The organism is Acinetobacter sp. P37, assembly GCF_057480965.1.
The window spans coordinates 116,048-141,186 of record NZ_JBLIYY010000007.1 but is presented as its reverse complement, the minus strand read 5'-3'; the positions used below and the strand labels follow the sequence as shown (position 1 = coordinate 141,186).

The 25,139-nt window shown below is 39.5% G+C and carries 23 protein-coding genes; 10 read left to right on the top strand and 13 right to left on the bottom strand.

Annotation, left to right across the window (positions count from 1 at the left end; genetic code table 11):
- Positions 1-29: 29 nt before the first annotated feature.
- Positions 30-977: a transporter substrate-binding domain-containing protein gene (locus AC25JC_RS08545; protein ID WP_180083553.1), complete on the bottom strand. Its 948-nt coding sequence runs from the start codon at positions 975-977 to the stop codon at positions 30-32.
- A gap of 337 nt (positions 978-1,314) precedes the next feature.
- Positions 1,315-1,737: a hypothetical protein gene (locus AC25JC_RS08540; RefSeq protein WP_078191199.1), complete on the bottom strand. Its 423-nt coding sequence runs from the start codon at positions 1,735-1,737 to the stop codon at positions 1,315-1,317.
- 348 nt (positions 1,738-2,085) lie between these two features.
- Here AC25JC_RS08540 and AC25JC_RS08535 point away from each other — a divergent pair, with 348 nt between their 5' ends.
- The 4 genes from AC25JC_RS08535 (at position 2,086) to AC25JC_RS08520 (ending at position 4,963) form a co-directional block, all read left to right on the top strand.
- Positions 2,086-2,364, top strand: coding sequence for a hypothetical protein (locus AC25JC_RS08535; RefSeq protein WP_078192282.1), 279 nt, complete (start codon positions 2,086-2,088; stop codon positions 2,362-2,364).
- A gap of 281 nt (positions 2,365-2,645) precedes the next feature.
- Entirely contained in the window at positions 2,646-4,424 is a 1,779-nt protein-coding gene (locus tag AC25JC_RS08530) for a mechanosensitive ion channel (protein ID WP_486923854.1), read from the top strand.
- 70 nt (positions 4,425-4,494) lie between these two features.
- Positions 4,495-4,677, top strand: a complete 183-nt coding sequence (locus tag AC25JC_RS08525; RefSeq protein WP_486923853.1) for a hypothetical protein — start codon at positions 4,495-4,497, stop codon at positions 4,675-4,677.
- Positions 4,678-4,816: 139 nt separating this feature from the next.
- Positions 4,817-4,963, top strand: coding sequence for a hypothetical protein (locus AC25JC_RS08520; protein ID WP_472584597.1), 147 nt, complete (start codon positions 4,817-4,819; stop codon positions 4,961-4,963).
- A gap of 451 nt (positions 4,964-5,414) precedes the next feature.
- Here the strand turns inward: AC25JC_RS08520 and AC25JC_RS08515 are convergent, their stop codons facing one another.
- From AC25JC_RS08515 to AC25JC_RS08495, 5 genes are all read right to left on the bottom strand, one after another.
- Entirely contained in the window at positions 5,415-6,614 is a 1,200-nt protein-coding gene (locus AC25JC_RS08515; RefSeq protein ID WP_486923852.1) for a BaiN/RdsA family NAD(P)/FAD-dependent oxidoreductase, read from the bottom strand.
- A gap of 33 nt (positions 6,615-6,647) precedes the next feature.
- Positions 6,648-7,538 carry a 1-aminocyclopropane-1-carboxylate deaminase/D-cysteine desulfhydrase gene (locus AC25JC_RS08510; RefSeq protein WP_111884903.1) on the bottom strand — a complete coding sequence of 297 codons (891 nt, stop codon included), beginning with the start codon at positions 7,536-7,538 and terminating at the stop codon, positions 6,648-6,650.
- A gap of 130 nt (positions 7,539-7,668) precedes the next feature.
- On the bottom strand, positions 7,669-8,787 hold the full coding sequence (locus AC25JC_RS08505) for an HlyD family secretion protein (RefSeq protein WP_486923851.1): 1,119 nt from the start codon (positions 8,785-8,787) through the stop codon (positions 7,669-7,671).
- Positions 8,788-8,849: 62 nt separating this feature from the next.
- Positions 8,850-10,499, bottom strand: coding sequence for an MFS transporter (locus tag AC25JC_RS08500; RefSeq protein ID WP_486923850.1), 1,650 nt, complete (start codon positions 10,497-10,499; stop codon positions 8,850-8,852).
- Positions 10,500-10,505: 6 nt separating this feature from the next.
- Positions 10,506-11,054, bottom strand: a complete 549-nt coding sequence (locus AC25JC_RS08495; RefSeq protein ID WP_180059305.1) for a TetR/AcrR family transcriptional regulator — start codon at positions 11,052-11,054, stop codon at positions 10,506-10,508.
- 306 nt (positions 11,055-11,360) lie between these two features.
- Here AC25JC_RS08495 and AC25JC_RS08490 point away from each other — a divergent pair, with 306 nt between their 5' ends.
- The gene (locus AC25JC_RS08490; RefSeq protein WP_180023154.1) at positions 11,361-11,564 is read left to right on the top strand and encodes an NF038215 family lipoprotein; all 204 of its coding nucleotides are present in this window, start codon (positions 11,361-11,363) and stop codon (positions 11,562-11,564) included.
- Between the two features lie 236 nt (positions 11,565-11,800).
- On the opposite strand, the gene AC25JC_RS08485 is transcribed toward AC25JC_RS08490, so the two are convergent.
- Positions 11,801-12,259 (bottom strand): DIP1984 family protein, encoded by a 459-nt coding sequence (locus AC25JC_RS08485; protein WP_180114707.1) that lies wholly within the window; start codon positions 12,257-12,259, stop codon positions 11,801-11,803.
- Between the two features lie 171 nt (positions 12,260-12,430).
- Between AC25JC_RS08485 and AC25JC_RS08480 the strand changes: the two genes are divergently transcribed.
- The gene (locus AC25JC_RS08480) at positions 12,431-13,054 is read left to right on the top strand and encodes a LysE family translocator (RefSeq protein WP_078192408.1); all 624 of its coding nucleotides are present in this window, start codon (positions 12,431-12,433) and stop codon (positions 13,052-13,054) included.
- A 336-nt stretch (positions 13,055-13,390) separates the two neighbouring features.
- The gene (locus AC25JC_RS08475; protein WP_180114709.1) at positions 13,391-14,989 is read left to right on the top strand and encodes a DUF6119 family protein; all 1,599 of its coding nucleotides are present in this window, start codon (positions 13,391-13,393) and stop codon (positions 14,987-14,989) included.
- Positions 14,990-15,100: 111 nt separating this feature from the next.
- Here AC25JC_RS08475 and metG read toward each other — a convergent pair whose 3' ends face one another.
- Positions 15,101-17,158: a methionine--tRNA ligase gene (gene metG / locus AC25JC_RS08470; RefSeq protein WP_180114711.1), complete on the bottom strand. Its 2,058-nt coding sequence runs from the start codon at positions 17,156-17,158 to the stop codon at positions 15,101-15,103.
- Between the two features lie 171 nt (positions 17,159-17,329).
- Between metG and AC25JC_RS08465 the strand changes: the two genes are divergently transcribed.
- Together AC25JC_RS08465 and AC25JC_RS08460 are read left to right on the top strand one after the other, a co-directional pair.
- Complete coding sequence (locus AC25JC_RS08465) at positions 17,330-18,124, top strand: hypothetical protein (protein WP_180114859.1); 795 nt, start codon at positions 17,330-17,332, stop codon at positions 18,122-18,124.
- 242 nt (positions 18,125-18,366) lie between these two features.
- The gene (locus AC25JC_RS08460; protein WP_180114713.1) at positions 18,367-18,765 is read left to right on the top strand and encodes a hypothetical protein; all 399 of its coding nucleotides are present in this window, start codon (positions 18,367-18,369) and stop codon (positions 18,763-18,765) included.
- Positions 18,766-18,814: 49 nt separating this feature from the next.
- Here AC25JC_RS08460 and AC25JC_RS08455 read toward each other — a convergent pair whose 3' ends face one another.
- Positions 18,815-19,153, bottom strand: coding sequence for a hypothetical protein (locus tag AC25JC_RS08455; protein ID WP_486923849.1), 339 nt, complete (start codon positions 19,151-19,153; stop codon positions 18,815-18,817).
- A gap of 347 nt (positions 19,154-19,500) precedes the next feature.
- On the opposite strand from AC25JC_RS08455, the gene apbC reads away from it, so the two are divergent.
- A complete protein-coding gene (gene apbC / locus AC25JC_RS08450; RefSeq protein ID WP_180034518.1) occupies positions 19,501-20,772 on the top strand; it encodes an iron-sulfur cluster carrier protein ApbC in 1,272 nt (423 codons plus the stop codon).
- A gap of 500 nt (positions 20,773-21,272) precedes the next feature.
- Here apbC and AC25JC_RS08445 read toward each other — a convergent pair whose 3' ends face one another.
- From AC25JC_RS08445 to AC25JC_RS08435, 3 genes are read right to left on the bottom strand one after another with little or no spacing between them, the layout of a single operon-like run.
- Positions 21,273-23,285, bottom strand: coding sequence for a TRAP transporter permease (locus AC25JC_RS08445; RefSeq protein WP_486923848.1), 2,013 nt, complete (start codon positions 23,283-23,285; stop codon positions 21,273-21,275).
- A complete protein-coding gene (locus AC25JC_RS08440; RefSeq protein WP_227591861.1) occupies positions 23,282-23,776 on the bottom strand; it encodes a DUF1850 domain-containing protein in 495 nt (164 codons plus the stop codon). Before AC25JC_RS08440 ends, AC25JC_RS08445 begins: the two co-directional genes overlap by 4 nt.
- On the bottom strand, positions 23,754-24,761 hold the full coding sequence (locus AC25JC_RS08435; protein WP_168379308.1) for a TAXI family TRAP transporter solute-binding subunit: 1,008 nt from the start codon (positions 24,759-24,761) through the stop codon (positions 23,754-23,756). Before AC25JC_RS08435 ends, AC25JC_RS08440 begins: the two co-directional genes overlap by 23 nt.
- Positions 24,762-25,139 lie beyond the last annotated feature (378 nt).

Genomic DNA, 25,139 nt, shown 5'->3' with positions numbered 1-25,139 from the left:
TTAAGCATCTTTAGAATGTTTAGGGAAAGTTATTCGTCACGGTCATGTGGATTACTAATCAATGCTTTTAATTGATCAGACATCGGGAAATTCAAATTGATATTTTTTGGTGGAATTGGCGTTTGGAACCATTTTTTATACATGTCATTGATTTCACCAGAGCTATAAGTTGCTTTGATTGCATCATCAACCACTTGTTTAAAGCCAGTATCGCCTTTACGCAGCATACAACCATAGATTTCATGAATCGGCGCTGTACCTACGATTTCCCATTTATTTGGATCTTTGGCTTTTGATTTTTCACCCGCCAGCAAAATATCATCCATCATAAATGCCGCTGCACGACCATTTTGTAGCATGAGGAAAGACTCAGCATGGTCTTTGGCAGAAATGACTTCACCAATACCTAACTCTTTTTCATGTTGACGAATGTAACGCTCAGATGTAGTCCCTGCTGTGGTGACTAATTTTTTGCCTTTGAGGTCAGCAAAGTCTTTAACCCCAGAGTCTTTTGCAGTAAGTAAGCGTGAACCCACTTCAAAGAAACCTGTTGAGAAATCAACTTGTTGTTGGCGTTCTTTATTGTTGGTGGTAGAACCACACTCTAAGTCGACGGTGCCATTAGAAACCAATGGAATACGGTTTTGGCTAGTCACTAAGTTATAACGGACTTTTAATTCGGGAAGATTTAATTGCTTTTTAACCGCCTCAACGACTTTTAATTGAAGATCGTGTGCATAACCTACAGGTTGGTTTGGATTATCTGCGATATATGAAAATGGAATCGATGAATCGCGATAGCCTAATACAATCGTGCCGGATTTTTTGATCTTATCTAAAGTCCCTGAGTCAGAAACAGCAGCTTCACTTCCTGCAGCTTTATCCGTTGTAGGTGCTTTATTGTCACTACATGCGCTAAGCCCTAAAGTGAGCGCACTTGCACAGAACAAAGTTGCTAAATGTTTTTTTGACGTCATCGTTAAAACTCCTTTTACCCTGATTTAATATCCACTTTTTATGATCTTGTTTCTCGTTAGATTTTATTGCTTTGTTTTTAAGAATGTTTCAACAATAAAAAAGAGATCATTTTCTACATCTTAGGTGATATATCGAGCAAGGCTCAAGCAAAATTTATTGCCGAATTGTTACTAAGAAATGGGATAAGTTATGAACATTTTTTATAAGAAGGTTTGCTATAAGTCATTAAATATAAAATAATTTAATTTTATTGTGAAATAAATAATTAAAATAAAAGGGCATAAAAAAACCTCCAGATGGAGGTTTTTGGGATTAAACTTTAGTTTAATCTCCGTATTAATGCACAAACATATCCATAAATTCACGAATTTCTTGAATCGCTGTGTCTACGTCAGAAGTCAACCAAGTCGGTTCAAAAAAGCCAGCATAATGCTCCAGTCGATCTTGGGGAACAACTAAGCGAATCGGACATTCTTCTTCGAGCAAGCGCCAAGGAATAATAGGCACTTCATTATCTAAAAAAGCCGCAATATTTCGAATATCAATCACCATCGCATTGATGCATTCAGGGAAAGGCATCACTGAAAACTCTTCAGTACGTCGGCGAAAATATTCCAAATCACCCCATTTCAACACATAACTTGGCTTACTAAATTCAATAATGCCAATAAGATGTTGATCGCGAGTGTAATGAAGGGAACATTGATGAGTGACGTCAGTGTCAAGATCAAGCGTTACACCTTGTTGATGGTACGCCATAGATTTGATAACAGGTGAAAAATAAGGTGCATGATTATAGCTCATTTCATCCATCAAAAGCAGATAATTCCACCGGGCTCAAAAAAGCTGTTATTTTCGAAAAACTTATCACTCTGAAAATGAATACGATTGAAATGTAGTATTCAGTTCATTTTCCGATATTTATACCTTAGAGATTGATTTTAAATCTAAAATTAAGGGAGTTATCTAAACAGAAAAACGGATATAAATTGAATTGATCTTTCAAGTTACACGTTTTCACTGATTGTAATTGTTCTTCACACAATACAGGATATTGTATTGCTAGTATAAAAATTCAACTATGAACAACAAAATAGCGAGGGGAATATGACACACGATTTTAATAAACCACCCCATACCACCAGTACGGAAGAAACAACACAAAAAAAACGTATCCCTGTGTACATACTGATCTTAGTGGGTATCTTTTTAATCGCATTATTATTTTATATGTTTGCAGATATGAAACCTTCTGCTTCGGATGCACCGCCTGATCATCCTGCACCCAATGCACAAACTGCAACAGCCAATGATACGACTAGCGGTACACCGGGGGATGAAGCTGTTGCTAATGATTCAAATACTGCAACTGCGACAGATCGTTGATAATAATTGATGATAAACATGAGTCAGAGTTACATGAGTGCAAGATCTGAACCTTAAGAGTCTCTTCAGAGTGACATAAATAAAGCCTTGGTTGTTCCAAGGCTTTATTACATTCAATTGTGAGCTTTTGTTGGAGTTATGCATACTTTGGTTGATTAAAAAATACGCAAAAACTAAGGTGGAAAAGAAAGCTTAAGTTCAAAGTACTAATGCTGTGTGATACGCGGCATACGTAAAAATGCACATAACAACAGATCATGTATAACAATGAGGGCGAACGTATGAATGATTATCTGGGTGGTCCGCGTGGCCGTTTTGATGCTATGTATTATTGGGAACAGTTTCACCCCATTTTAAGTGCAGTAGCAATTCTCCTGATAGGTTGGGTCATTGCTTTATTGGTTGCTGCTGGCGTCAAAAAAATTCTGCAAAAATTAGGCACAAATCAAAAACTTTCAAATGCAACTGGGCACCGTTCCAATGTTGAAAATATAGTCTCCAGAGTTGTGTTCTGGATTATTTTGATCATTGCCGTCATTGGTGCACTCAATGTGCTGAATTTGACCAGTGTCAGCGGCCCATTCAGTAATATGATTCAGCAGTTCTTGTTATTTATTCCACAGCTTTTGGCTGCGGTAGCTGTAGGTTTTATTGGTTGGATCGTGGCAAGTTTGGTCAAAGTCGGTTCAAAGAAACTGCTGGATAAAACCCAACTCGATGAAAAACTCAGTTCTGAGGTTGGCGTCAGCCCAATCAGTCAAAATATTAGTGAAATTGTTTATTGGCTGATATTACTACTCTTCCTACCGATTGTTTTGTCGATATTGGGTTTAAACGGTCTCTTGTTCCCAATCCAAAATATGGTCACTGAAGTTGTTTCTTATCTTCCCAATATCTTTATTGCCGGTGTCATCGTCTTTGTTGGTTATATCTTGGCGAAGATTGTACGAGGCATCGTGGAAGGCTTGGTGAACAGTTTAAGCCTGCAGCAGCAAGTCGAAAAAGTGGGCATGTTTAAAAACGCAAAACTTGCTCAAGTTTTGGGTAATTTTGTCTTTGCTATAGTCATTATCACGGCTTTAATTGTGGCTTTCGAAGCACTTGGTATCGAGGCGATTTCTCAGCCTGCAACAGCCATGTTACATGAGATCATGTATGCGATACCGAACATCATTGCCGCAGGTTTAATCTTAATCTTGGCCTATGTGGTGTCACGCTTTGTAGCGCGTCTAGTGGTGGATGTGATCTCGGGTACAGGTGTTGATACTGTGCCAGAAAAATTAGACATTCAACGCTTTTTGGGCAAAACCAAAGTGTCGGATGTTGTCGGTTGCCTCATTGTATTTTTCACCATGTTATTTGCGGTATCTGAAGCTGCTAACCGTTTAGGCTTTGAGCAAATCAGTGCCCTTATTGCTATGTTTATCCAGTTCGGTGCAAGTATTTTACTTGGTGCTGTAATCTTGGTGGTGGGTTTCTGGCTTGCCAATATTGTGGCAAATGTGGTGCAACGAGGGGAATATAACAGTTCACGTTGGTTAGGTAATTTGGTCCGTGTGCTGATTATGGGCTTGGTTGTAGCCATGGGCTTGCGTGCCATGGGTATTGCTGACTCGATCGTGAATTTGGCCTTTGGTTTAACCCTCGGTGCGGTTGCAGTTGCTTTCGCTTTGGCCTTTGGTTTAGGTGGTCGCAATCCGGCGGAACGATTGTTATCAGATCTTATCGATAAAGCGAAACGCGAAGCCAATGAACCGAATCCAGTACAGGAGCAGGCAAAGGCGAAAACCACCTTTAATACACCTACATCGTCTGTAGCGAGTCCAACGCCATCAACATCTGTGATGACTTCTGAAGTGAAAACCGATGATGGCTATCCAAACATTCAACAGGCTGCTCCCGGTGTCAGTGAAAAAGAAACGGCCACGCCAGATCAGTTGGATGTAAACCCAAGTGATCAACCACAAAATAATCCATTTGGTTCAACTGGTGAGGCTGAAAAAGAGGTCGATGCACCTTCGGCACCTTTAACCCCGCCAAAACCAGATGATCCAAATTAAACTATTCTGTCTTTAAAAAAATCGGCCACGTTTATGTGGTCGATTTTAATGATTTATAAGGAATATTTGTATGGCAAAAGCACCGAATAAATTTTTAGCCCCAGTGATTATTGCAGGGATCACAGTTGGTTTTTTGGCGAGTGCACGACGCTTTTTTTTTGCAAAATCAAAACGCACTGATTTGGAGCAGACAGAACAATCACCGCTAAACAGTGAAAATAAAGATACCAATCAGTCCAAAAATAATGATTGAAATTTACCCGAAAATTGGTATTTTAAGTAATAGTGATATATGGAATATTACTTAAAATATAAAAACTTAGGATTCATATTGCTGTCATGAATGACACTTATGATCTGTGCAAAGGAATGGCAAAATGGGGGTAATTTCAATGCTCAATACTTTAGTATCGACACTCAAACAAACCGCAAGCGTGCAACCACAACATATTTCAGTTGCCGTTGAAAAAATGGATTTGACGATTCAACGAACTTCGACGTCGTCGGTATCATTATTTAAAACCGACTATCTTGAATAAATCAGATCGGGTAAGAAAAAGGGCTGAATGAATCAGCCCTTTTTTATGCAGAGTTCATCTGCGGATTATGATCAACTGATGTTTCTACGTGACATCAGAAGTCCTATTTGATTTAAATAAAAGAATGATACGCGGTAATGTCATCCGCAATTGTTTCAGACAGGATTACATTTAATCAAAAATGTTTTTGCAATACATCGAATCATTTGAAGATAGTGAACGAGTTTTGCGGTGAGGAGCACTGCTCCGCAAGATGGTTTCCTTGCGAAGCTTCGCTTCTCATTTTGCCTAATGAGAAGCGTGCTTCGTAAGAGTACCTCAAGCCGAAGGCTAATTTTTTATTCAATCCTTAGATGTAAGACTCCGTCAAATAGACCTAAAAATCTTTTTTATAAATGTGATATTACTCTTACTGTCGTAACTTTAGTGCTTAATTAACGCTATGTCGAGATCAGACGTATTCAGAAGCGGCATGCGCAGAAGCCCATGCCCATTGGAAGTTGTATCCACCTAAATGACCCGTTACATCGAGTACTTCACCAATAAAGTACAAGCCTTTCTGTTTTTTACTTTCCATGGTTTTTGATGAGACTTCAGTGGTATCCACACCACCGAGTGTAACCTCAGCAGTACGGTAACCTTCAGTGCCTGATGGCTTCACTTCAAAGCTTTCTAAACGGCTTACAATGAGTTCTAGTTTTTCATCGCTGATATTGCCAATGGCTAATTCAGCTTGTTCAGGCCAAATCAGATTTTGTAATTCCACAACCACGCTTTTCGGTAAGTGTTCATTGAACAATGTGCGCAGTAACACTTTTGGTTGACTGGATTTTTTAGATTTGAGGAAATCTAAAACATCTAAAGCTGGAAGGAAATTGATATTAAAACGTTGACCGACATCCCAGTAGTTTGAAAGTTGTAAAGAGCTTGGACCACTTAAACCACGGTGAGTAAAGAGTAAAGCCTCAGTAAAACTATTTAACTCATTCGATAACGTGGCTTCAACAGCATTGCCGCTCAAGCGTGTGGTGACTTCTTTAAAACTATCGGAGAAAGTGAATGGTACTAAGCCTGCACGAGTGGGGTAGACAGAATGTCCAAATTGTTTAGCAATTTCATAGCCAATTCCTGAACCACCTAAAGTAGGAATAGAAAGACCGCCACTGGCAATAACCACCGATTCTGCTTCAAAATAGCCTAGATTGGTTGCCACTTGAAAGCCTTGTTCAGGCAAGGCATTGACTGCTTTTACTTCACAGTTGGTTTTAATATCCACCAAACCAGTTTTGTCACATTCTGCCAATAGCATGGCGAGAATTTCTTTTGCACCATTTTGGGTAAATAATTGCCCATGTTTGCGCTCTTCGTACTCAATGCCATATTCGCAGACCATACCAATGAAGTCCCAGTTGGTATAGCGAGTTAATGCTGAAATAACAAAGTGTGGATTATGTGAAATATAATTTTCTGGTTCGACATACAAATTGGTGAAATTGCATTTACCACCGCCAGACATCAGGATCTTTTTGCCAACTTTATTGGCTTTTTCAACTACCAAAACTTTGCGTCCACGCTGCGCCGCTTTATATGCCGTCATTAAGCCTGATGCACCAGCACCTAAAACAAGGACATCATATTGATTTTGCGACATGGTAAGTTTCCGCGTGGAAGAAAGGACGCAGGATTATACGCTTTTTAGCGCTTCGGTTGAACCTTTCAGGCGACCTTGTAGGCCACCAGTATGAATTACTAAAACACGTTGATGGCTTGTAATTTGACCCCGCTCAATCATGCAGAAAATACCTCGCAGCATTTTAGCCGTATAAACCTGTTCTAATGGAATCGCAAAGCGTTGTTCAAAGTCATGCATAAACTGTAAAAGTTCCGGCGTTGTTTTGGCATAGCCACCACAGCAAAATTCATCACTGATGCTCCAATTGGTTTTCTGTGTCAACTGAGCAACATCGTCGCAAAGAAAATTGCCTTTGAGCGCTGAAAAACCAAGAACAAGTTGATGTTCCGCACTGGCTTCGATCAAGCCCGTTATGGTTCCACCTGTACCGACTGCACAGCAGATGAGATCAAAATTTTGTTGATTTTCATGGCTTAAGATTTCCGTACAGCCACGGATAGCCAATGCATTGGTTCCACCTTCAGGAATGACATAGTATTCGGGATATTGCTGTCGTAATTGCGCTAAAGCGTCTGCTTGTTTCTGTTCTCGATACTGTTGGCGTGTGACAAAACTGAACTGCATACCAAACTGTTCGGCGGTGGCTAAAGTAGGATTTCGGGCTTGATGTTGTAATTCTTCCCCACGGATGATGCCTAGACTGCCGAATCCGAATAAATGTGCAGCATATGCAGTGGCTGCAATGTGATTTGAATAAGCGCCGCCAAAGCTAAGCACCTGTTTAAAGCCTAATTTTTGCGCCTCAATAAAATTATATTTAAGTTTATAAAATTTATTGCCCGATATTTGTGGGTGAACCAAGTCCAAACGCTTAATACACAAATCAACCCCTTGATATTGAATAGTCTGCTCAGGAATGGCGTGGGCGATAGATTCAAACATGTTGGTAATCGTTATCTTGGTGGTTAGAGGTCAAATAGGTAGGCATTGTAAAACGGTAGGTGCGGAAGATGAAATCCTTTACATCTTGTTCAGCTCAACTTTACTTAATGCACTTCACTACCAGCATCCGCTAACTAGCAACATCAACAGAGGTGACGACAGACATACCGGGTCTTAAGTTTTCTAAACCTTGTTGATTAGGATCAATCGCAATTTTTACGGCAATACGTTGCACGACTTTGGTGAAATTTCCTGTGGCATTGTCAGGTTTCAATACACTAAATTCAGAACCAGCCGCAGGGGAGATTTGCTCAACTTTGCCGTAAAATTTTTGATGTTTCATGCCATCGACGCTGAACCACGCTTTTTGACCAATATGCATATCTGCAATTTGCGTTTCTTTAAAGTTGGCAGTCACCCAGCGCTGCTGTGGAATTAAATACATCAGTTGAGAGCCTGCCGCAACATATTGACCAATCCGTGGGCTGACTTCGCCAAGTTGACCATCCATAGGTGCCACAATCGTGCTGTAGTCTTTAGTGGTCACTGCCTGATCAAATTGTGCTTTGGCACTATTCACTTGCGCTTTAAGCCCTGTCGCTGCAACTTGTGCAGTTTTGAATGATTCTTTGGCAACTAGTAAATTGGCTTCTGCTTGATGAAGTTGGGCCAAACTATTTTTAGCGTCTGCAATCGCTTTATCTTGTTCTGATTTCGATGCAGCGCCAGTATTGCCGAGTTGTTGGTAGCGCGTCATTTGTGCAAGAGCTAATTCATAGGCCGCACGTGATTGGTCCACTTTCGCTTCGGCTGCCGTAATATCTGCTCTGCGTTGTTCAATGGCCTGGCTTTGATTGGCAAGTGAGTTCTGTGCTTGTTCCACCCCAGATTCAGCCTGTGTGACTTTTTGATCATAGGTCGTTGCATCGATATGCATAAGCACTTGACCTTTTTTCACATGATCAAAATCCGTCACCAAAACATCTTTCACATAACCATTAATTTGTGATGAAAGCACCGTGGTTTTGCCTTTGACATAGCTATTTTCAGTCGACTCGATACTGTTATGAAATGGACCAATCCGCCACGCCCATAAGATCAGCGCAATTCCCAACAAGAGGATGATCAACATAAAAATCAAGGTACGCAGCGGCGTAGAAATAATCTTGCTCGATGGCGCAGGCATAGTAGCTTCTGTTTGTGGTTGCTGCGGTGCTGCTTGCTCAGTGGGTTTATGGTCTTCGGTCATGTTGTTCTCAATATCGATTAGGTCATTTGGCGGTTGCTTATGTTGTTTAAGTCGGGAAAATTTTAACTACTATCCGTGCGTTGCTGTTGGCGTAATTGATATTTATTTTTGCCCATCAGCAATAAACCCCAAAGCAACAATAAAACGGCGAATATGCCATTTAAAAAAATCACATCGTTATAGGCTCGAACTTGGGCTTCTCGAGTGATGGTTTGATTAAGGCTACGTATGGCTTGTTGTTGATCTAAATTAGGGTCTAAAGAATATTGATGCGCACTTTGCGCCAATTGTTGTAGGCGCTGTTCCACTATAGGTGAGGTTTGCGATAAATCATTATAAATCTGTGCCTGATAGGTTTGGGTACGCATTTGCTGATAGGTCGAAAAGAACGATGATCCGACCAATCCCCCAAAGGTTTGCGTTGCAGAAAACAGCACGATAAACGTCACCATGTGCGATGGGCCTTTTTGTAAAGCACTGACAATGCCTGTAAGCAAAAGTGGTCCAATAAACATGCCACTGGCAAAGCCCACCAAAAACTGACTCCAATAAAAATCATGCGGTCGAACATCACTGGTCAGGTGATAATCCAGTGCACAGGCAAAGAGCACGAGACCTGCTGCACCGAGCAGATGAAGCACAATTTTTTCTTTGGAAAAGGTCAGGGCACTAAACACTGTTCCTAAGACAATCCCGATCAGCACGACGGTATAAAAGGAAACAAATTGGTCGGGTCCCATGCCCATGGTTTTCAAAAAATTCACGGCTGCATAGCTTTGTTCTGACATGAGGAAGCGAATGGCAAAGGCACCGATAATAAAACTCACGGTAGACGATGTTCCGAGCCAGCGTGTGACAATCAGGGGATTGACCCGAAAATGTTCATAGGTCAGGCCGACAACTAAAAGAATCAAAGCGGCGATGAGTAAATAGGCCAACCATTCAGCCTCAAACCACCAAAGAATCGGGCCTTGAGTTAGCACGATACATAGCAAAGCAAAGCCGGGTGCTAATAATGCAAAGGTGAATAAATCTTGCTTTTCAAACACTTCGATACGTAGGCTTCGTGGCAGTTTTAGAGAGACCACCATCGCCAAACAACATAAGGCAAGTCCTAATTCAAAGGTGTAAAAAATAGACCAATCGTTGACATCGACCAGATAAGGCGACATGATCCAGGCCAGCGGAATCCCCAACTGCTGAAAGCCCAAAGCTAGATAAAGCCCACGACCAAAATGAGCACGTTTAAATGCTTGCATGATGTAATACATCCCAAGCGAACTGAGTGGAGCTGCAAGTAAGCCGCTAATCACCCGTGCAAAAATTGCCATTTCATAGGTATGGACGAATAAATGCAGCACCATCACCGCGATAAATAAAACCAAACCAATTTCTGAAAATAGCCTAAGTCCATATTGTTGACGGGCTTTAAATAAGATCAGGTTAGAGCTGACATTGGCCATAACAAATGCTGCAGGAATCCATGCCGCTTCTGAAGGCGTTAAGCCATATTCACCTTGTAGAAGGGGAAGATTTGCCGTGATAAATCCATTACTTAAACTCCCCGAGATCGCAACAAATAAACCGATAAAGAAGTATAAAAAACGCTTATAGGTGGGATGTACAATGGCAGCGGGAGATCCGGGCAAAGTCGGTTTTTCTTCGGGTGTCCAATCCGGAGCAGGTTCCAATAAACGCGGTGATTTGGACATGACGTGTTACCCGCAAATACCATGTAGTAAAAATTCCACGGCACGTTTGGCGAGTTTTTCCTGATCTGCCTCGGTATGGCCTTGCAAAGCTGCACGTAAAATGGAGGTGACCATGGCATAGTCTGCCGGTTTAAAGTCTGCTCGGCAGCGACCATTTTGAATGGCCTGATCAATCATCGGTTGCAAAATGGCATCACGTCGTTGGTATATTTCAACCATGGCAGGATCATCTCGATCGATCACGCGCCAATATTCCATTAGGGCTGTGAGATAGGGAATATTATAAATATGGTCTTGAATGAGGCGAATAAATCCATCATCGAACTGTGCATAATTAAGCGCACGCTGTTCAAGTCGGTTCAAGGCAGCTTGCATTAAGGCGAGTACCAACTCACGACGGTCATTAAAATTACGATAAAACGTCGCACGTCCAACTTGAGCCTGATCCATGATGAGTTGTAAAGGCGCATTGATTCCGTGAATACGGAATACCTCAATCGCAGCTTCTAAAAGGATTTCTCGGTTTTGTGCAGCGAGTTGTTGACGTGTGGACATTATTCTTTGACATCATCATTATAAATTTATCTAGCTATTAAACGGACAAAAGTGTCCGAAGTAAAATCGTATTCGATAGCAGTTTTGTAACTTGTCTTCTATGTAGGTTTAACAAAATGAATAAATTATTTATTTTTAAAGGAAATATTTTTCTATCGGCATCAATCTGCATACGCATTGGTAAGACAGTCGAGACATAATTCCTGACAATTGACCCTAAATCGGCAGATAAATAAGGTGAATATCTGCATAAAAATGCTATGCTGAATTTATAAACAAGATAATTATAAAAATGGAGGGCATCCAATGCGCAAATTAAGTCGGGCTGTGCTGCCTATGCTGTGCCTATGCAGTTTTTGGATGGTTGGCTGTGATACGACTGACGAATTGCATCGTCCTCAAAACGAACATCGCACCATGATCATTGGTGGTGTCCCTGTAAATGACCATGACTATAAATTACCGCGTGAAGATGTTGCGCTCAATGAAGCCGCTGCAGATGACGATTAGCACATAGGTGCATAAAAAATAGGGTGGACATACTGTCAGTACACGGTAGTGAGACGTGACATGTAAAGAGTCACAGATGCAGTGTGCTACGTCAGATGTGTGAACATTTTGAAGTAGACGCCTTACTTCTGCAGTGTAGTTTGTTGGATTAAAGCCTTACAAACATTTAAAAAGGCTCTGTACTCGCCCAGTATGCCCGAACTGGAATGAACCGTGGTTCAGATGCTTAAATCAGGTCAATCTATCAGGTCTATTTGCCAATTGGATGCCTGAATTTCTAAGTTATTTTGTCTAAGTTGCTGACTAATATTGTCGGCCTGTTTTTGTAAATCTGCCACTGCAATGGTTTTAATCCAACGGATTTCACTTGAGCTATAACGACCATTTTCACGGCGTGAGCTGTCAATCGCTTGTTGCAAGATACGATGCTGCTGGGTCAATAAATCACGTTCATTGAGCACTGAAAGCATGCAGCGTCCTGAACTGGTTTTAGCCTGTGCATTGGTGGCGTGAATCTTTTCAATTAAACCATAAAGTTCTGTATTTACAGCAAATGCTTCTTGAATTAAAGCATTCGGTTCTTCGCTAGGTGCATCACCTTCTTGAATGAGCACGTTGTTATTGATTCGTTGTTGCAGCGAGGCCAATTTAGTTTGTAAGTCACTGCGTAAAAGTAGGGCTTCGGCTAATTTCATTGTCTTGATATTAATTTGTACTTTTAGCGATCATGCGATGGATTAATGCAGTATTCAAGTTATTTATAGTGAAAAATTTTGTCAATTAAAATAAACACTGCAAATTATAGGGAGAAATTCAGAGATTCTGTCTGTAAAATTGCCACGAATTTAAGTGAAAACGGTGTGACAGTGGAATCATTTTGGATATTAGGCTCGATTGCGGCAGCACTATTACTTGGTGCAATGAGCCCGGGGCCAACGTCAATTTATGTGGCGAAGAATTCCATTGCGATTTCACGTAAACACGGTTTATTTACTGCACTTGGTACAGGTTTGGGCGCTGCAATATTTGGGCTATTAGCGGTATTGGGTTTGCAGGCATTTTTATTGGCTGTACCTTCTGCATATTTGGCTTTAAAAATTTGTGGTGGTTTATATCTGCTTTGGATGGCATTTAAAATTATAAAACATGCCAAAGAACCGATTGAAGCTGGTGATGCCAGCAGCTCGCAGATGTCACTCCGTCGTGCATTTACGACTGGTTTAATTACCCAGTTGTCGAATCCGAAAATTGCAATTGTGTTAGCCAGTATTTTTACGGCACTTTTACCGAAAGACATTCCGACGTATTTTTACTTTGTACTGCCAGTTTTGTGTTTCTTTATCGATGCAGGGTGGTGCTCATTGGTCGCTGTAGCTTTATCGGCAGAAAAACCACGCAAAGTTTATTTGAAGTTTAAAGCGGGTTTTGATCGGGCAGCTGGGGCAGTGATGACAGTGCTAGGTTTAAAGCTGATTTTTGGGATGAAGTGATTGAACTTAGCTCCCCCAAAAAGCCTCTACGAATAGAGGCTTTTTTATTGGATTTATATTTAAATTTACAATGAATTCCCTCTCCTTTTAGGGTATGAGAAGCACTGCTTCGTAAGGGGAGAGTTTACTGAAAGTAGCTTAGGGTAATTACTAAAAATATTGGTTATAAAGTTTTCTTAGGATTGTTATAAGTTTTAAAGGGATTTTTCTTGTTTATGGCATTTATTTAAGGACTTTAAAATAGATTATCTTTGCTAAAAAAAAGTATTGATAAAAAAACTTTACATTTTTTGTACAAATTTATAGGATTAATAATTAACATAATTAGATGAAAAAATGATCAATACATACAATATATATAAATTAAAATTTTCTGAAATGAAGGGATTACTCGAAAAACTCGAGTCAGTAGGTCTAGTAGAGCAAAAGACTCAAATTTACGATAACTATGAAATGACTTTTTATTTTTCAGAAAAAGTTGAAGGTAATGATGTTTGGTGGCACGAAACATACAAGGATTTTTTGATTTCTCAAAATAATTCGCCAAAAAATATTTTCCATTTTGGATTGTTGATTTGTAAAAATGAAGACAACCTTCAAGAAATATATGCTGTGAGTTTAGGGAAATCTCACTTTTATCTTGCAAAATTTATTGAGCCAAATTTTGGGATCAGCCTAGCTGTAAGAATGGGTAATGAACAAACTACCATTCTTAAAAAAAGTAGATACTTTACAGGTACGAAAAGACATGAAGTTTCATCCTATGAGAACTTTAATATAAATAGCTATGAATCAGGGGAGTCAGTTGAGCATCTAAAAATTAAAGCTTCCAACTCTGAAATATGGGGAGATAAAAATATTATTTTTGCTGATTCAGTACAGTTAAATGTAGATAAGTCTCCTAGTGATTTGGCACAAATTCTAAATGAAATTTCTGATACTTTAGGTACTGAAGAAATAATAAAACTACCTAAATTAGAACCAGTTATAGATCAAAATTTAATAACCCAATTAGATGCCGAAATTATAGATTCTTTACAAGAAAATGTATCTATCTGTCTTGAAGAAATACATGTGGCTGGAATTAATATTTCTTTTCGATTTAATGAATATAACTACGAATTAATTTACAAGAAAGAGCGTAAGCAACTTGCAAAACTTGAACTTGGCAATTCATTTGATATTTCTATGATTTCTAGTTTTATTAAAGAACATAATCTTCAAAGTATTGATGATTTGTACGTGAAATTTAAAATAGAAGGTAGTGGTCGTTTCACACAACCACTAAAAGAAATTTTAGATTTCTACACCTCATATGAAGATGCTCAATATTTTCTAAAATGTGGAAAATGGTTTAAATTCAACGAAACTTTCAAAGCATATTTAAAAAAATCTTTAGAACAAATAACACTAATATTTGAACAGGATTTAATTGAAAGTGATTATTTAACTTGGAAAAAAAATAAAGAAACCCAAATCAGAAATGGAGTAAATTTAGGTAATGAAATAACGTACCGTGAATACTATTTTAATGAGAAACTTAGTCTTAACAATGGCTATAAATTGCTTGATAGGCAATTAGAAGCAATACAATCCTTATCTAGTAAAGGGCGTAATTATAAGTTTGAAGTTGCTGATTTATATAAGGATAATGAAATAATTTCAGTTAAAATTTCAGGAAAACCTCAAGATCTAATTTATAATATAGAACAGTCGAAAGGGGCTGTAGAACTTATCAAACAAAGAGTTATTCCTTTTGAAGATAAACTTGAGTCAGCTGCATTATGGCTTGTTTTAGAGCAGCCTGTTTCATCTTTAATTGAAATAAACTCGATACAGTTTTTATTAGCTGTGGATTCATGGAAAAAAAGAGTAGAGTTTTTTGATTTAAAACCAAAGATATATATTTCTAACCATATAAAAATTGATTCATAAAACACCTCTCCCTTGCGAAGCAGCGCTTCTCATCTCCTAAAAGGAGAGGGAAACTAAAGGCATAAAAAAGCCCCTACAAAGTAGAGGCTTTTCCTATCTAAGACTTAAATCTTAAGACACTTTATCACCCGGTTTAGCACCAGTTTCAGGTGAAATCACCCAAACACCTTCACCATTACCCGCAGCTAAAACCATACCGTTAGAAATACCAAAACGCATCTTACGTGGTGCAAGGTTAGCCACCATCACCACCAGTTTACCTTTAAGGTCTTCAGGTTGGTAGAACTCACGAATACCGCTAAACACGTTACGTGGCTCAGCTTCGCCGACATTTAAAGTCAATTGAAGCAGTTTGTCTGAACCTTCAACATGAGCTGCTTCTAAAACTTCCGCTACACGTAAGTCAACTTTCATAAAGTCTTCAATGCCGATGATTTCAGCTTCGCCAACTTTAGGTTCAGGTTTCTTCTCTTTGGCTTTCTCTTTTTTCTTTTCCGCTTTTGGTGCTTCCGCAGGAGCAGCTAAAGAATCTTTAGACGCATCGACCATAGCAGCAACTGCTTTCGGGTCTACACGTTGCATCAATGGTTGGAATTGAGCAATTTGATGATCTACTAAAATCGTTTTGCCTGAAGCAAAGTCGAAAGATTCTAATTTTAAGAAGCTTTGAACTTCTGCTGCCAATGTAGGAAGTACTGGTGCAAGATACACAGCCAATTGACGGAACAAGTTGATGCCGACAGAACATACGTCATGAACTTGTTGTTCTTCGCCTTCAATTTTCGCTAAAGCCCAAGGCTTTTTCTCGTCGATATATTGGTTGGCTTTGTCAGCAAGCGCCATGATTTCACGGATTGCCGCTGAGAATTCACGTGCTTCATATTGAGCAGCGATTGATGCACCTGCATCAATAAAGCTTTGAACTAACTCAGGCTCAGCACAAGTTGCAGAAAGTTTGTTATCAAATTTCGTATTGATAAACTTCGCACAACGGCTTGCGATGTTGACCACTTTACCAACAAGGTCTGAATTCACTTTTTGAACGAAATCATCAAGGTTCAAGTCAGAATCTTCAACTTTGTCAGAAAGCTTAGATGCGAAGTAGTAACGTAAGTATTCAGGGTTCAAATGCTCAAGATACGTTTCCGCTTTAATGAACGTACCGCGAGATTTAGACATCTTTTGACCGTTTACAGTCAAGAAACCGTTGACGAATAAGCTTGTTGGGGTACGGTAGTTTGCACCTTCAAGCATTGCAGGCCAGAACAAAGCGTGGAAGTAAACGATGTCTTTACCAATGAAGTGATACACCTCATTTTTAGAATCTTTTTTCCAGTAATCGTCAAAGCTCAAATCAGGACGTTTAGTTTTGATGTAGTTTTCAAAGCTAGACATGTAGCCGATTGGCGCATCTACCCAAACGTAGAAGTATTTGTTTGGCGCATCTGGAATTTCAAAACCGAAGTAAGGCGCATCACGGGAGATATCCCAATCAGATAAACCTGCTTCAAACCATTCATCAAGTTTATTGGCAATTGACACAGGCAGACGGCCTTCGTCTCGTGTCCATTTTTGCAGGTATTCACCAAAGTTTGGCAGTTTAAAGAAGTAGTGATCTGAAGATTTTTCTACAGGTGTCGCACCGCTCAAAGTCGATTTTGGATTGAGTAACTCAGTTGCGTTGTAGGTTGTACCGCACACTTCACATGAGTCGCCGTATTGGTCTTCCGCTTTACATTTCGGGCATGTACCTTTAATGAAACGATCCGACAAGAACATTGCTTTTTCAGGGTCAAACAATTGCGTCACAGGGCGTACTGCAATGTTGCCCGCTTCACGGTTTTTGATATAAATCTCAGAAGCACGTGCTTGGTTTTCAGGGCTATTAGTTGAGTCGTAATGGTCAAAGTCAACTCTAAAGCCAGCAAAGTCACGTTCATGTTCTTTTTGCACATTGGCAATTTGCTGTTCAGGCGAAATACCATTGGCTTCCGCACGTAGCATAATCGCTGTGCCGTGAGCATCATCCGCACATACATAAGTCACGTTATGACCCATTGCACGCATGGCACGAACCCAAATATCAGCTTGGATATAACCGAGTAAATGACCCATATGAATTGGGCCATTCGCGTATGGAAGGGCGTTAGTAACTAAAATATTACGCACGGATATGACTCTCTCATTCGTATTTATGCAATGGGCTGTAATTTTACATGAGATAGCCAGTACTTGCACAAGGGAATAGGTGAAATCTTTGCAAAAGTAAAAAAATCTATATTGCTGACACAATTACAGTGATAATAGGGCATAACTGTGATGCCTAAGAGTAACAAGCCCATGTATGAAGATGACTATGAAGACGATCAGCCAATCACTCGTATTCCTCAAAATGAACAGCGTCATAAATTGGGGCATCACATTATTAAAGATGCGCAGCAATATTTAGAACAGATTTCTGCAGATGAGCATGCCTTACTGATTCAAACCCTGCGTCATTTGGCACAAGATGAGCCTTATTTCGATATTTTGGCCGATGAACTAGATCAGCCTGTAGAAATGAAAGTAGCGAATGATGCTTTAAATTTATTGTATTTTTGGCAATTGCTGCATCAACATGAAGATCAAAAACAGTTTCATTTACTCGATGCGATTAACACCGAGTTTTTTCAGACAGAAATGTTGAAAGCCTTTGATGCCTTAGAGATTGGTGAAAATAAAGCGCAACGTCGTTTGGTTCTACTTGAAGCTTTTAAACTGTATAAGCTGAACTTCCATGCCGGTTGTATCCCTGTCTTGTATGCACAGTTAGAAGGCATTTTAACGGATGTACTGATTCAAACGGGCTTTTTAAAGCAGAGCGGTACCAAGTTTGTCGATGTCTATAAAATTGTACCGGGGCTTAAAGGCAGCGAAATTAAAAGCCTGTGGCACAAATCTAAAATTGCTAATGAGTTGAATCCGTATTTTGCCGAATTGGCAGCCTATCAAATGGATAGCAGTTCAACAGTAGCGATGACGCGCCATAATATTTTGCATGGTACCGATGTCGCACATTTTAATCAGGGACGGAGTTTCATCCTGTTTATTTGGCTGTTTTCCGCAGTGAGCTTTATGAGTACGGTCAGCAAATAAGTTTAATTTCAAGAGATCAATGCATCGGAATGGCGTTGGTCTCTTTGCATAACATCACCCTTTAAAATTAAAAGCTTCGAGTAAAATCGACCATACATATTTGCATTAAACCATTGTGAAAATAGGCAATCACATGGCGTTTTCCTGTGGTTGAATTGTTTCTAAATGCGTCTAATTCAGGTATCTGCTTCAAATCGCGTTATAACTATTGTTAGACAATAACTGAGAACAGGGTGAGCGAGATGACAACAGAAAACACATTAAATGATTTAAAAAATAAAGCATCAGAGTTGGGTGATGATCTAAAGCTCAAAGCCAAAGAGGCGCAACTTGAAGGTGAAAAAGCACTCGATGGTACAAAGCATAAAGTTGAAGAGCTCAAGCTTGAGGGTGAAAAAGCCTTAAATGATGCGAAACATGAACATGCAGAACAGCATGCAGAAACCAAAGATCGTCTAGAGCAGTTAAAAGCAGAAGCGAGTCATAAATTTGATGAAGCAAAAGTCAAAGCAGCCGAACTGAAACATGAGGCTGTGGAAAAATTTGATGAACTAAAAGTGCAGGCGACAGTGAAATTTGACGAGTTAAAAAAGAAAGCCACTGACACACTGCATAAGTTTAAAAAAGATGACCAAGCTTAATTAGGTTTGATGAAAAAAGCCGTTCTATCAAGAGCGGCTTTTTTAGGTTTTATTGTTTTAATCCATCCAAATTTTCAGTCTTAATATTTTTGACTTGATCATCGACTACGGTAATTACGTAGCGCATATTGGCAATTTCATAGGTGTAATCTACCGCCAATTTTGCAGGCTGATTTTTCTCTTGCAGCGGATAGGACACCATTTTCATCGGAGAAGCTTGCATACGCGAGCGCATGAGATCGAGGCTATCACCAATCGCCACAGTTTGTCGGTCAGGTGTTTGAATGGCTTCAGTCGCAATTTCTGCATAGGCTGCTGAAGTCAAGAGCATCAAGGCACATAAAGTCGTTTTATAAATATTCTTCTTATAGATAGTCTGCTGATACATAGTTTTCCCCCATTTTTAAAATTAAAAGCACAAAATGTGCCTTTAGATTGCACATCCATCGCTATGATTATTCTGTTGAAACGATTGAAATATAAACTGAAATTACGCTGTAAAAGTATGGTTGATATGTAATCAATTTAAAATTTTATGGCTTTGGTTTAGCCGCATAGATCAACTACACGGGCATTTTAAGTGGTGCACGCTTGAAAACTTGTTTGAAAGCTGACTAAATTACTCAACTTTATAAGCTTATAGGGATAAGTCATTCATCTCCCTCTTACTCTGGGGCAGATGAACAGGTAAACTATCGCTATTATCTTTTGATGTTCCTGTTTGGAGACAACATAATGTCGTGGCTTTCTTCTCTAAAATCTGTGTTTTCACCCTCCCAAGAGGTGAAAGAAGAGGAAATCCAACAGGTTTTACAAAACTATGTACTTCCCAATTCAAATAATGCCTTAAAAGACCGTATTACTCAGGTGAATGTGCAAGGTCAGATCTTACAGATCACGATTAATACCTTTCCTTCAGAAGCCGATGACTTGCAAAAAATCCATGATGATTTGGCTGATGCGTTGGAAAAATGCGGCATTAACGAACTGAATATGCATGTGATTCAACAAAAAACAGGGCATAAATCTGAAGGTGGTTGTGGTCATCATCATGCAGAAGGCGAAAGCTGTTCTAGCCAAGAAAAAGCTGAGAGTTCAGCAGCAAAAAGTCAGTTACCTCCAGTTGTGGATGCGTCTGCGAAAACACCCGAAGCACCTGCCGAAGTTGATCCGAATAACCCACCGATTCAAAAAGCCGCTCCACAACAACGTGATGTACCGAAACACCCACGCATTAAAAATGTCATTTTGGTGTCATCTGGTAAAGGCGGTGTGGGTAAATCGACCACCACTGTGAATTTGGCGCTTGCATTACAACAGCTGGGTTTAAAAGTTGGGGTATTAGATGCAGACATCTATGGTCCAAGTATTCCAACGATGCTCGGCAATGCAGGCCGCACGCCGATGATTGAAGCTGAGCAATTTGTTCCTATCGAAGCATATGGTATGGCTGTGCTTTCAATTGGTCACTTAACAGGTGATAACAATACGCCAGTGGCTTGGCGTGGGCCGAAAGCGACAGGGGCTTTAATGCAGCTCTTTAACCAAACTTTATGGCCTGATCTGGATGTATTGGTCATTGATATGCCACCAGGCACAGGTGATATTCAGTTGACGCTTGCACAGCGTATACCGGTGACAGGTGCTGTGATTGTGACGACACCACAAAACGTTGCATTAATGGATGCGACCAAAGGCATTGAGTTGTTTAATCGTGTACACATTCCCGTGATGGGCGTGGTTGAAAATATGTCGACCCATATTTGTTCGAACTGTGGGCATGAAGAGCAAATCTTTGGCACAGGTGGTGGTGACCAACTTTCAGCCCAATACGACATTCCACTCTTAGGCCGTTTACCGCTGAACGTACAAATTCGTGAAAATGCCGATGCAGGGAAACCGTCTGTGATTGCTGGTGATGATGCTGCTGAAAGCTATATGGCAATTGCGCAAAAAATTGCAGATGCATTGCCTCAAGCTGAAAAAGATAAAAACCGTATTTTCTAAGGGTTAACTGAAATTTAAGTTGCTCGCATTAAATCTGGCCTCGTGCCAGATTTTTTATAACGTGGTATTGGGAGTGTTTGAAAATTATGAGTACTGAACTTTAGACATTCAACGATGTCTATGAATTACACATCTAAAAAACGATTTGCACAATTTCTTATTTTTCCTGCGATTATAAGCCGTCTGCCAAGGATAAAATTCTTGAGGCATATCAAAGGATGTCGCGTTTGTACTTAGTTTTTACAAAATAGCTTTCACGATATTTCTATTATTTTGGCTAGGATCAATTCTTGGAACGGCAGTAACTGTACAAACGCATTGTGTCTTAGATTTTTTGCCAAATGTCCTCTGTTACAAGGGGCTTAGCATTGAAAAAATATAGGGGAACAAATTATTTTAAATATTATTTGGAGTCATTAAAATCCATCCATCAAATGAGGGTACGCCCTAGTCTAAGAAATTAAAAAACCCGGTAATTACCGGGCTTTATAATTGGTTTTTTAGGAGGAAAGAGACGGGTTTGCTTTACGTTTAGCAGTGATAATATTCACCGTAATTGCGATGATGACCATGAAAATGCCTACAATATCTGTAAAGGTTTCGGGAATAATCATACACAGCGCACCCACACCTAAAAAAATACGCCAAAACCAGTTGAGATAGGTCTTGAAATAACCTTCAACTGCGGAGCCTAAAGCGAGAATTCCTATCACTGAAGTGACAGTAATACTCGCTATAGTTGTCCATGCTGGAAAGGCAAATTCTCGAGCATTGACTGCAACATTGGTGGTATCAATCATCAGCATGGCAGGGTTATAAACGAATAAAAATGGAACAATAAAACCAGCAAGAGAGAGTTTTAAGGCCTGAAACCCAGTGCGCATTGGATCACCGCCTGCAATTCCTGCACCAGCAAAGGCGGCAAGGGCAACTGGTGGGGTGATGTTTGCAAATAAACCAAAATAGAACACAAACATATGCGCGACTAATACAGGAATATCAAAGTTTGCGAGTGCTGGTGCTGCCATAGTGGCAGTAATGATATAGGCCGGAATAGATGGAAGCCCCATGCCTAAAATCATCGATGCAATCATGGTCAAAAATAAAGTTAGAAAGAGACTACCTGCACCTAAACTCATAATTGAAGAAGTCATTACTGAACCAAAACTTGTCAGACTTACTACGCCGATAATAATACCAACGACAGCACAAGCAGCCATCACAGATAATGATTGTTTGGCTCCATCAACGAGCGCATCTAAAATATCTTTTACGCCCATTCGTGTTGATTTTCTTATAGCTGCTACAAAGATGGTCAGGACGATGGTGTAGACAGCAGCATAGCTCACAGGAATATTTTGAAATAAGAAAAAGACCAGTGCCAAAATTGGAATAAGTAAATGTCCACGCTCTTTTAGAACTTCTTTTACTTTTGGTAAATCAGCTTTAGGTACGCCTTTCAGATCATCTTTACCCGCACGGAAATGAACTTGAGCCATGACGCCAAGGTAATACAATAAAGCAGGTAATAAGGCGGCTAGTGCAATTGTGCCATAACTCACGCCAGTTGTTTCGGCCATAATGAAGGCACTCGCACCCATGACTGGTGGCAAAATTTGTCCACCAACGGATGCACTGGCTTCAACGGCACCAGCAAAATTCTTGTGATAACCAATCTTTTTCATCAATGGAATAGTAAATGAGCCTGTACCAACAACATTGGCAACAGCAGTGCCATTAATACTGCCCATAAATCCACTTGAAATTACAGCAACTTTGGCAGGCCCACCTTGTTTATGTCCAGCCAGCGCCATGGCAAGATCATTGAATAATTTCCCCATACCTGATTTTGCAAGAAAAGCACCAAAAAGGATAAATAAGAAAATAAAGGTGACGGATGCACCAATTGCCGAAGAATATAAGCCTTCGGTTTTTAAATACATATGTCCGAAAATGTCGCTGATTGTATAAGGGCGAGTAAGTAATCGATCTGGCATCCAATCAAAGTGACTGATAAATGTATAGGTCAGGAAAATTAAACTTAAAATGGGCAACATCCACCCCATGACCCGGCGAGTTGCTTCTATGACTAATACCACACTCATAATTGCAAACGCGATATCTAAGGTATTTGGAATACCACCTCGAGTGGTCATAATAGATTGATATTCTTTCCATAAATATAAAAAACTGAAGATGGAAAGCAAAGCCAAGAACCAATCGAGAAGTGAAATATGCTGTCGGGAGCTTGTTTGACGAGCTGGATAGAGTAAAAAAATGAGTGCTAGGCCAATAGCGACATGGGCTGCACGCTGTATTAACTCAGGTAAAGGATTAAACGTAATAAATAAATGAAATAATGAATAAAAGATCGCTACAAATGCAACAAAGTAGGTAACAGATTTGCTCATATTGATTCGAGTAACAGATTCCCGATCAAATTTTTCTAATATGGCTTGTTGTTGTTTCTCATCGAGTTGTTCTAATACAACTTTATCTTCTTTGGAATTCATAGGCATTCTCCAATCCACCAAGACTTCCATTTGGGTTGATATTGAACCGAGATGTTGACCAAACTATAGTCTGGGTAACTTTGAAAAATAGACCAAATTTTTTGGTCAGCGAGGATCGTGCCTTGCATATTTCTAGAAATCACCCAGTTGATTTCATCTATATTTTGATTGACCCGCATTCTAATCACACCATTTTTTTGAAACTCAATGGGATAATTTGAGGGTGTACCTGCACCAAATGAAATCAAATCGGTGTGGCGCAGTAAAAACTTATTCTTTTGACGCTGATATTGTTCAGACCAAGCCGTCTTTTCTACTGAATGCTTCCACTGTAAATCAAATTGATCAGTTGAAATTTTGCATATATCAGTTTCAACTCTAACCTGCGTATACAGTGTTGGATAGCTAGCATAGATTAAGAAGAACAATATAAAAAATGCAGTATAAACTGCATTTTTTTGAAGCTTATTATTTTTTAGCCACTTCATCATAGTAGCGTTTCGCGCCTGGATGTAGAGGCGCTACAAGGCCTTGTTGAGCACCTTCAAGCGTGATTTCTGTTGCTGCTTGGTGTGAAGTTGCCAATTGAGGCAAACTGTCAAAGAAAGTTTTTGTTAGTTTGTAGACATCATCATCCGATATATCTGTGCGAACAACTAATGCATTTTTAATTGCGGCAGTTTGAATGTCCGCAGTATTGCCATATGTGCCTTTTGGAATAATCATCGGTAAGAAATAACTTTGATCTTTAGCTATTTCTTTGACTTTATCTGCATTGATTGAAACTAACTGTAGATCAAAGCTTTGTTGAAGTTCCATGAGTGATGAATTTGGAATGCCACTAGTCAGGAATGCTGCATCAAGCTTGCCACCTTTTAAAGCATCAGCGGCTTCAGCATAGCCTAAATAATCAACTTTAATATCTTTATAGGTGATTCCAAAACCATTCAACAGTGTACGTGCATTTACTTCTACACCTGAATTTTGTGCACCTACAGCGATACGTTTACCTTTCAAATCTTCGATATTTTTGATCCCTGATTTTTTAGAGGTTACGATTTGTACGTAGTTTGGATAAAGCGCTGCGACTTGGCTGACATTCTCAACTTTACCATTTGCGAAACTTCCTGTTCCGTTCAGTGCTTCTGTTAAGCTGTCACTCATAACAAATGCCATTTCAACTTTATTCTGTTTCAGAAGGTTTAAGTTTTCGACGGATGCACCTGTAGTTTGAGTCTTAGAATTTACACCAAAGGTTTTGTTATAAATTTCTGCAAGACTTGTCCCAATCACATTGTAAGGTCCTGATGCCCCACCAGTTGCAATGGTTACGAACTTGGTTTGAAGTTTGTCAGATGTAGCAGTTTCTGCGCTTTTTCCTTCCGTGGTATTTTTTGAAGTAGATTGATCATTTGAGCAAGCAGTAATACACGCCAAAGTAACCGAGAGTAACGTGAGTTTTGTCCATTGGTTCATAGAAACGTCCTTTTACACATAAATTTTGAATATTGATTTGATGAGCTTTAATTTTAATTTCCACTACTCAATTGAACATAACTTAATCAATTATTTTTGAAAAGTATTTTTTTTTGATTTTTTAGTCTCCAATAAATAATGGTTATGCGTAAGAATGGCATGGAGCTATATCGTTTATTTTAATAATATTTTGTTACGTGTAAAAACTGTAGGGTATACATGGAATCATGTGAAATTTCTATTAATAAATATAAGTTCAAGATATTTCTTTGAATTGTAAGATGCTCTGAATGACTGTTCAGCTAAGGTTTTGTTTTTCTATTTAAGTTACTGAATTTATAATTAAATAAGGAGTTTTTTATAAGCGTTTCTATTTTT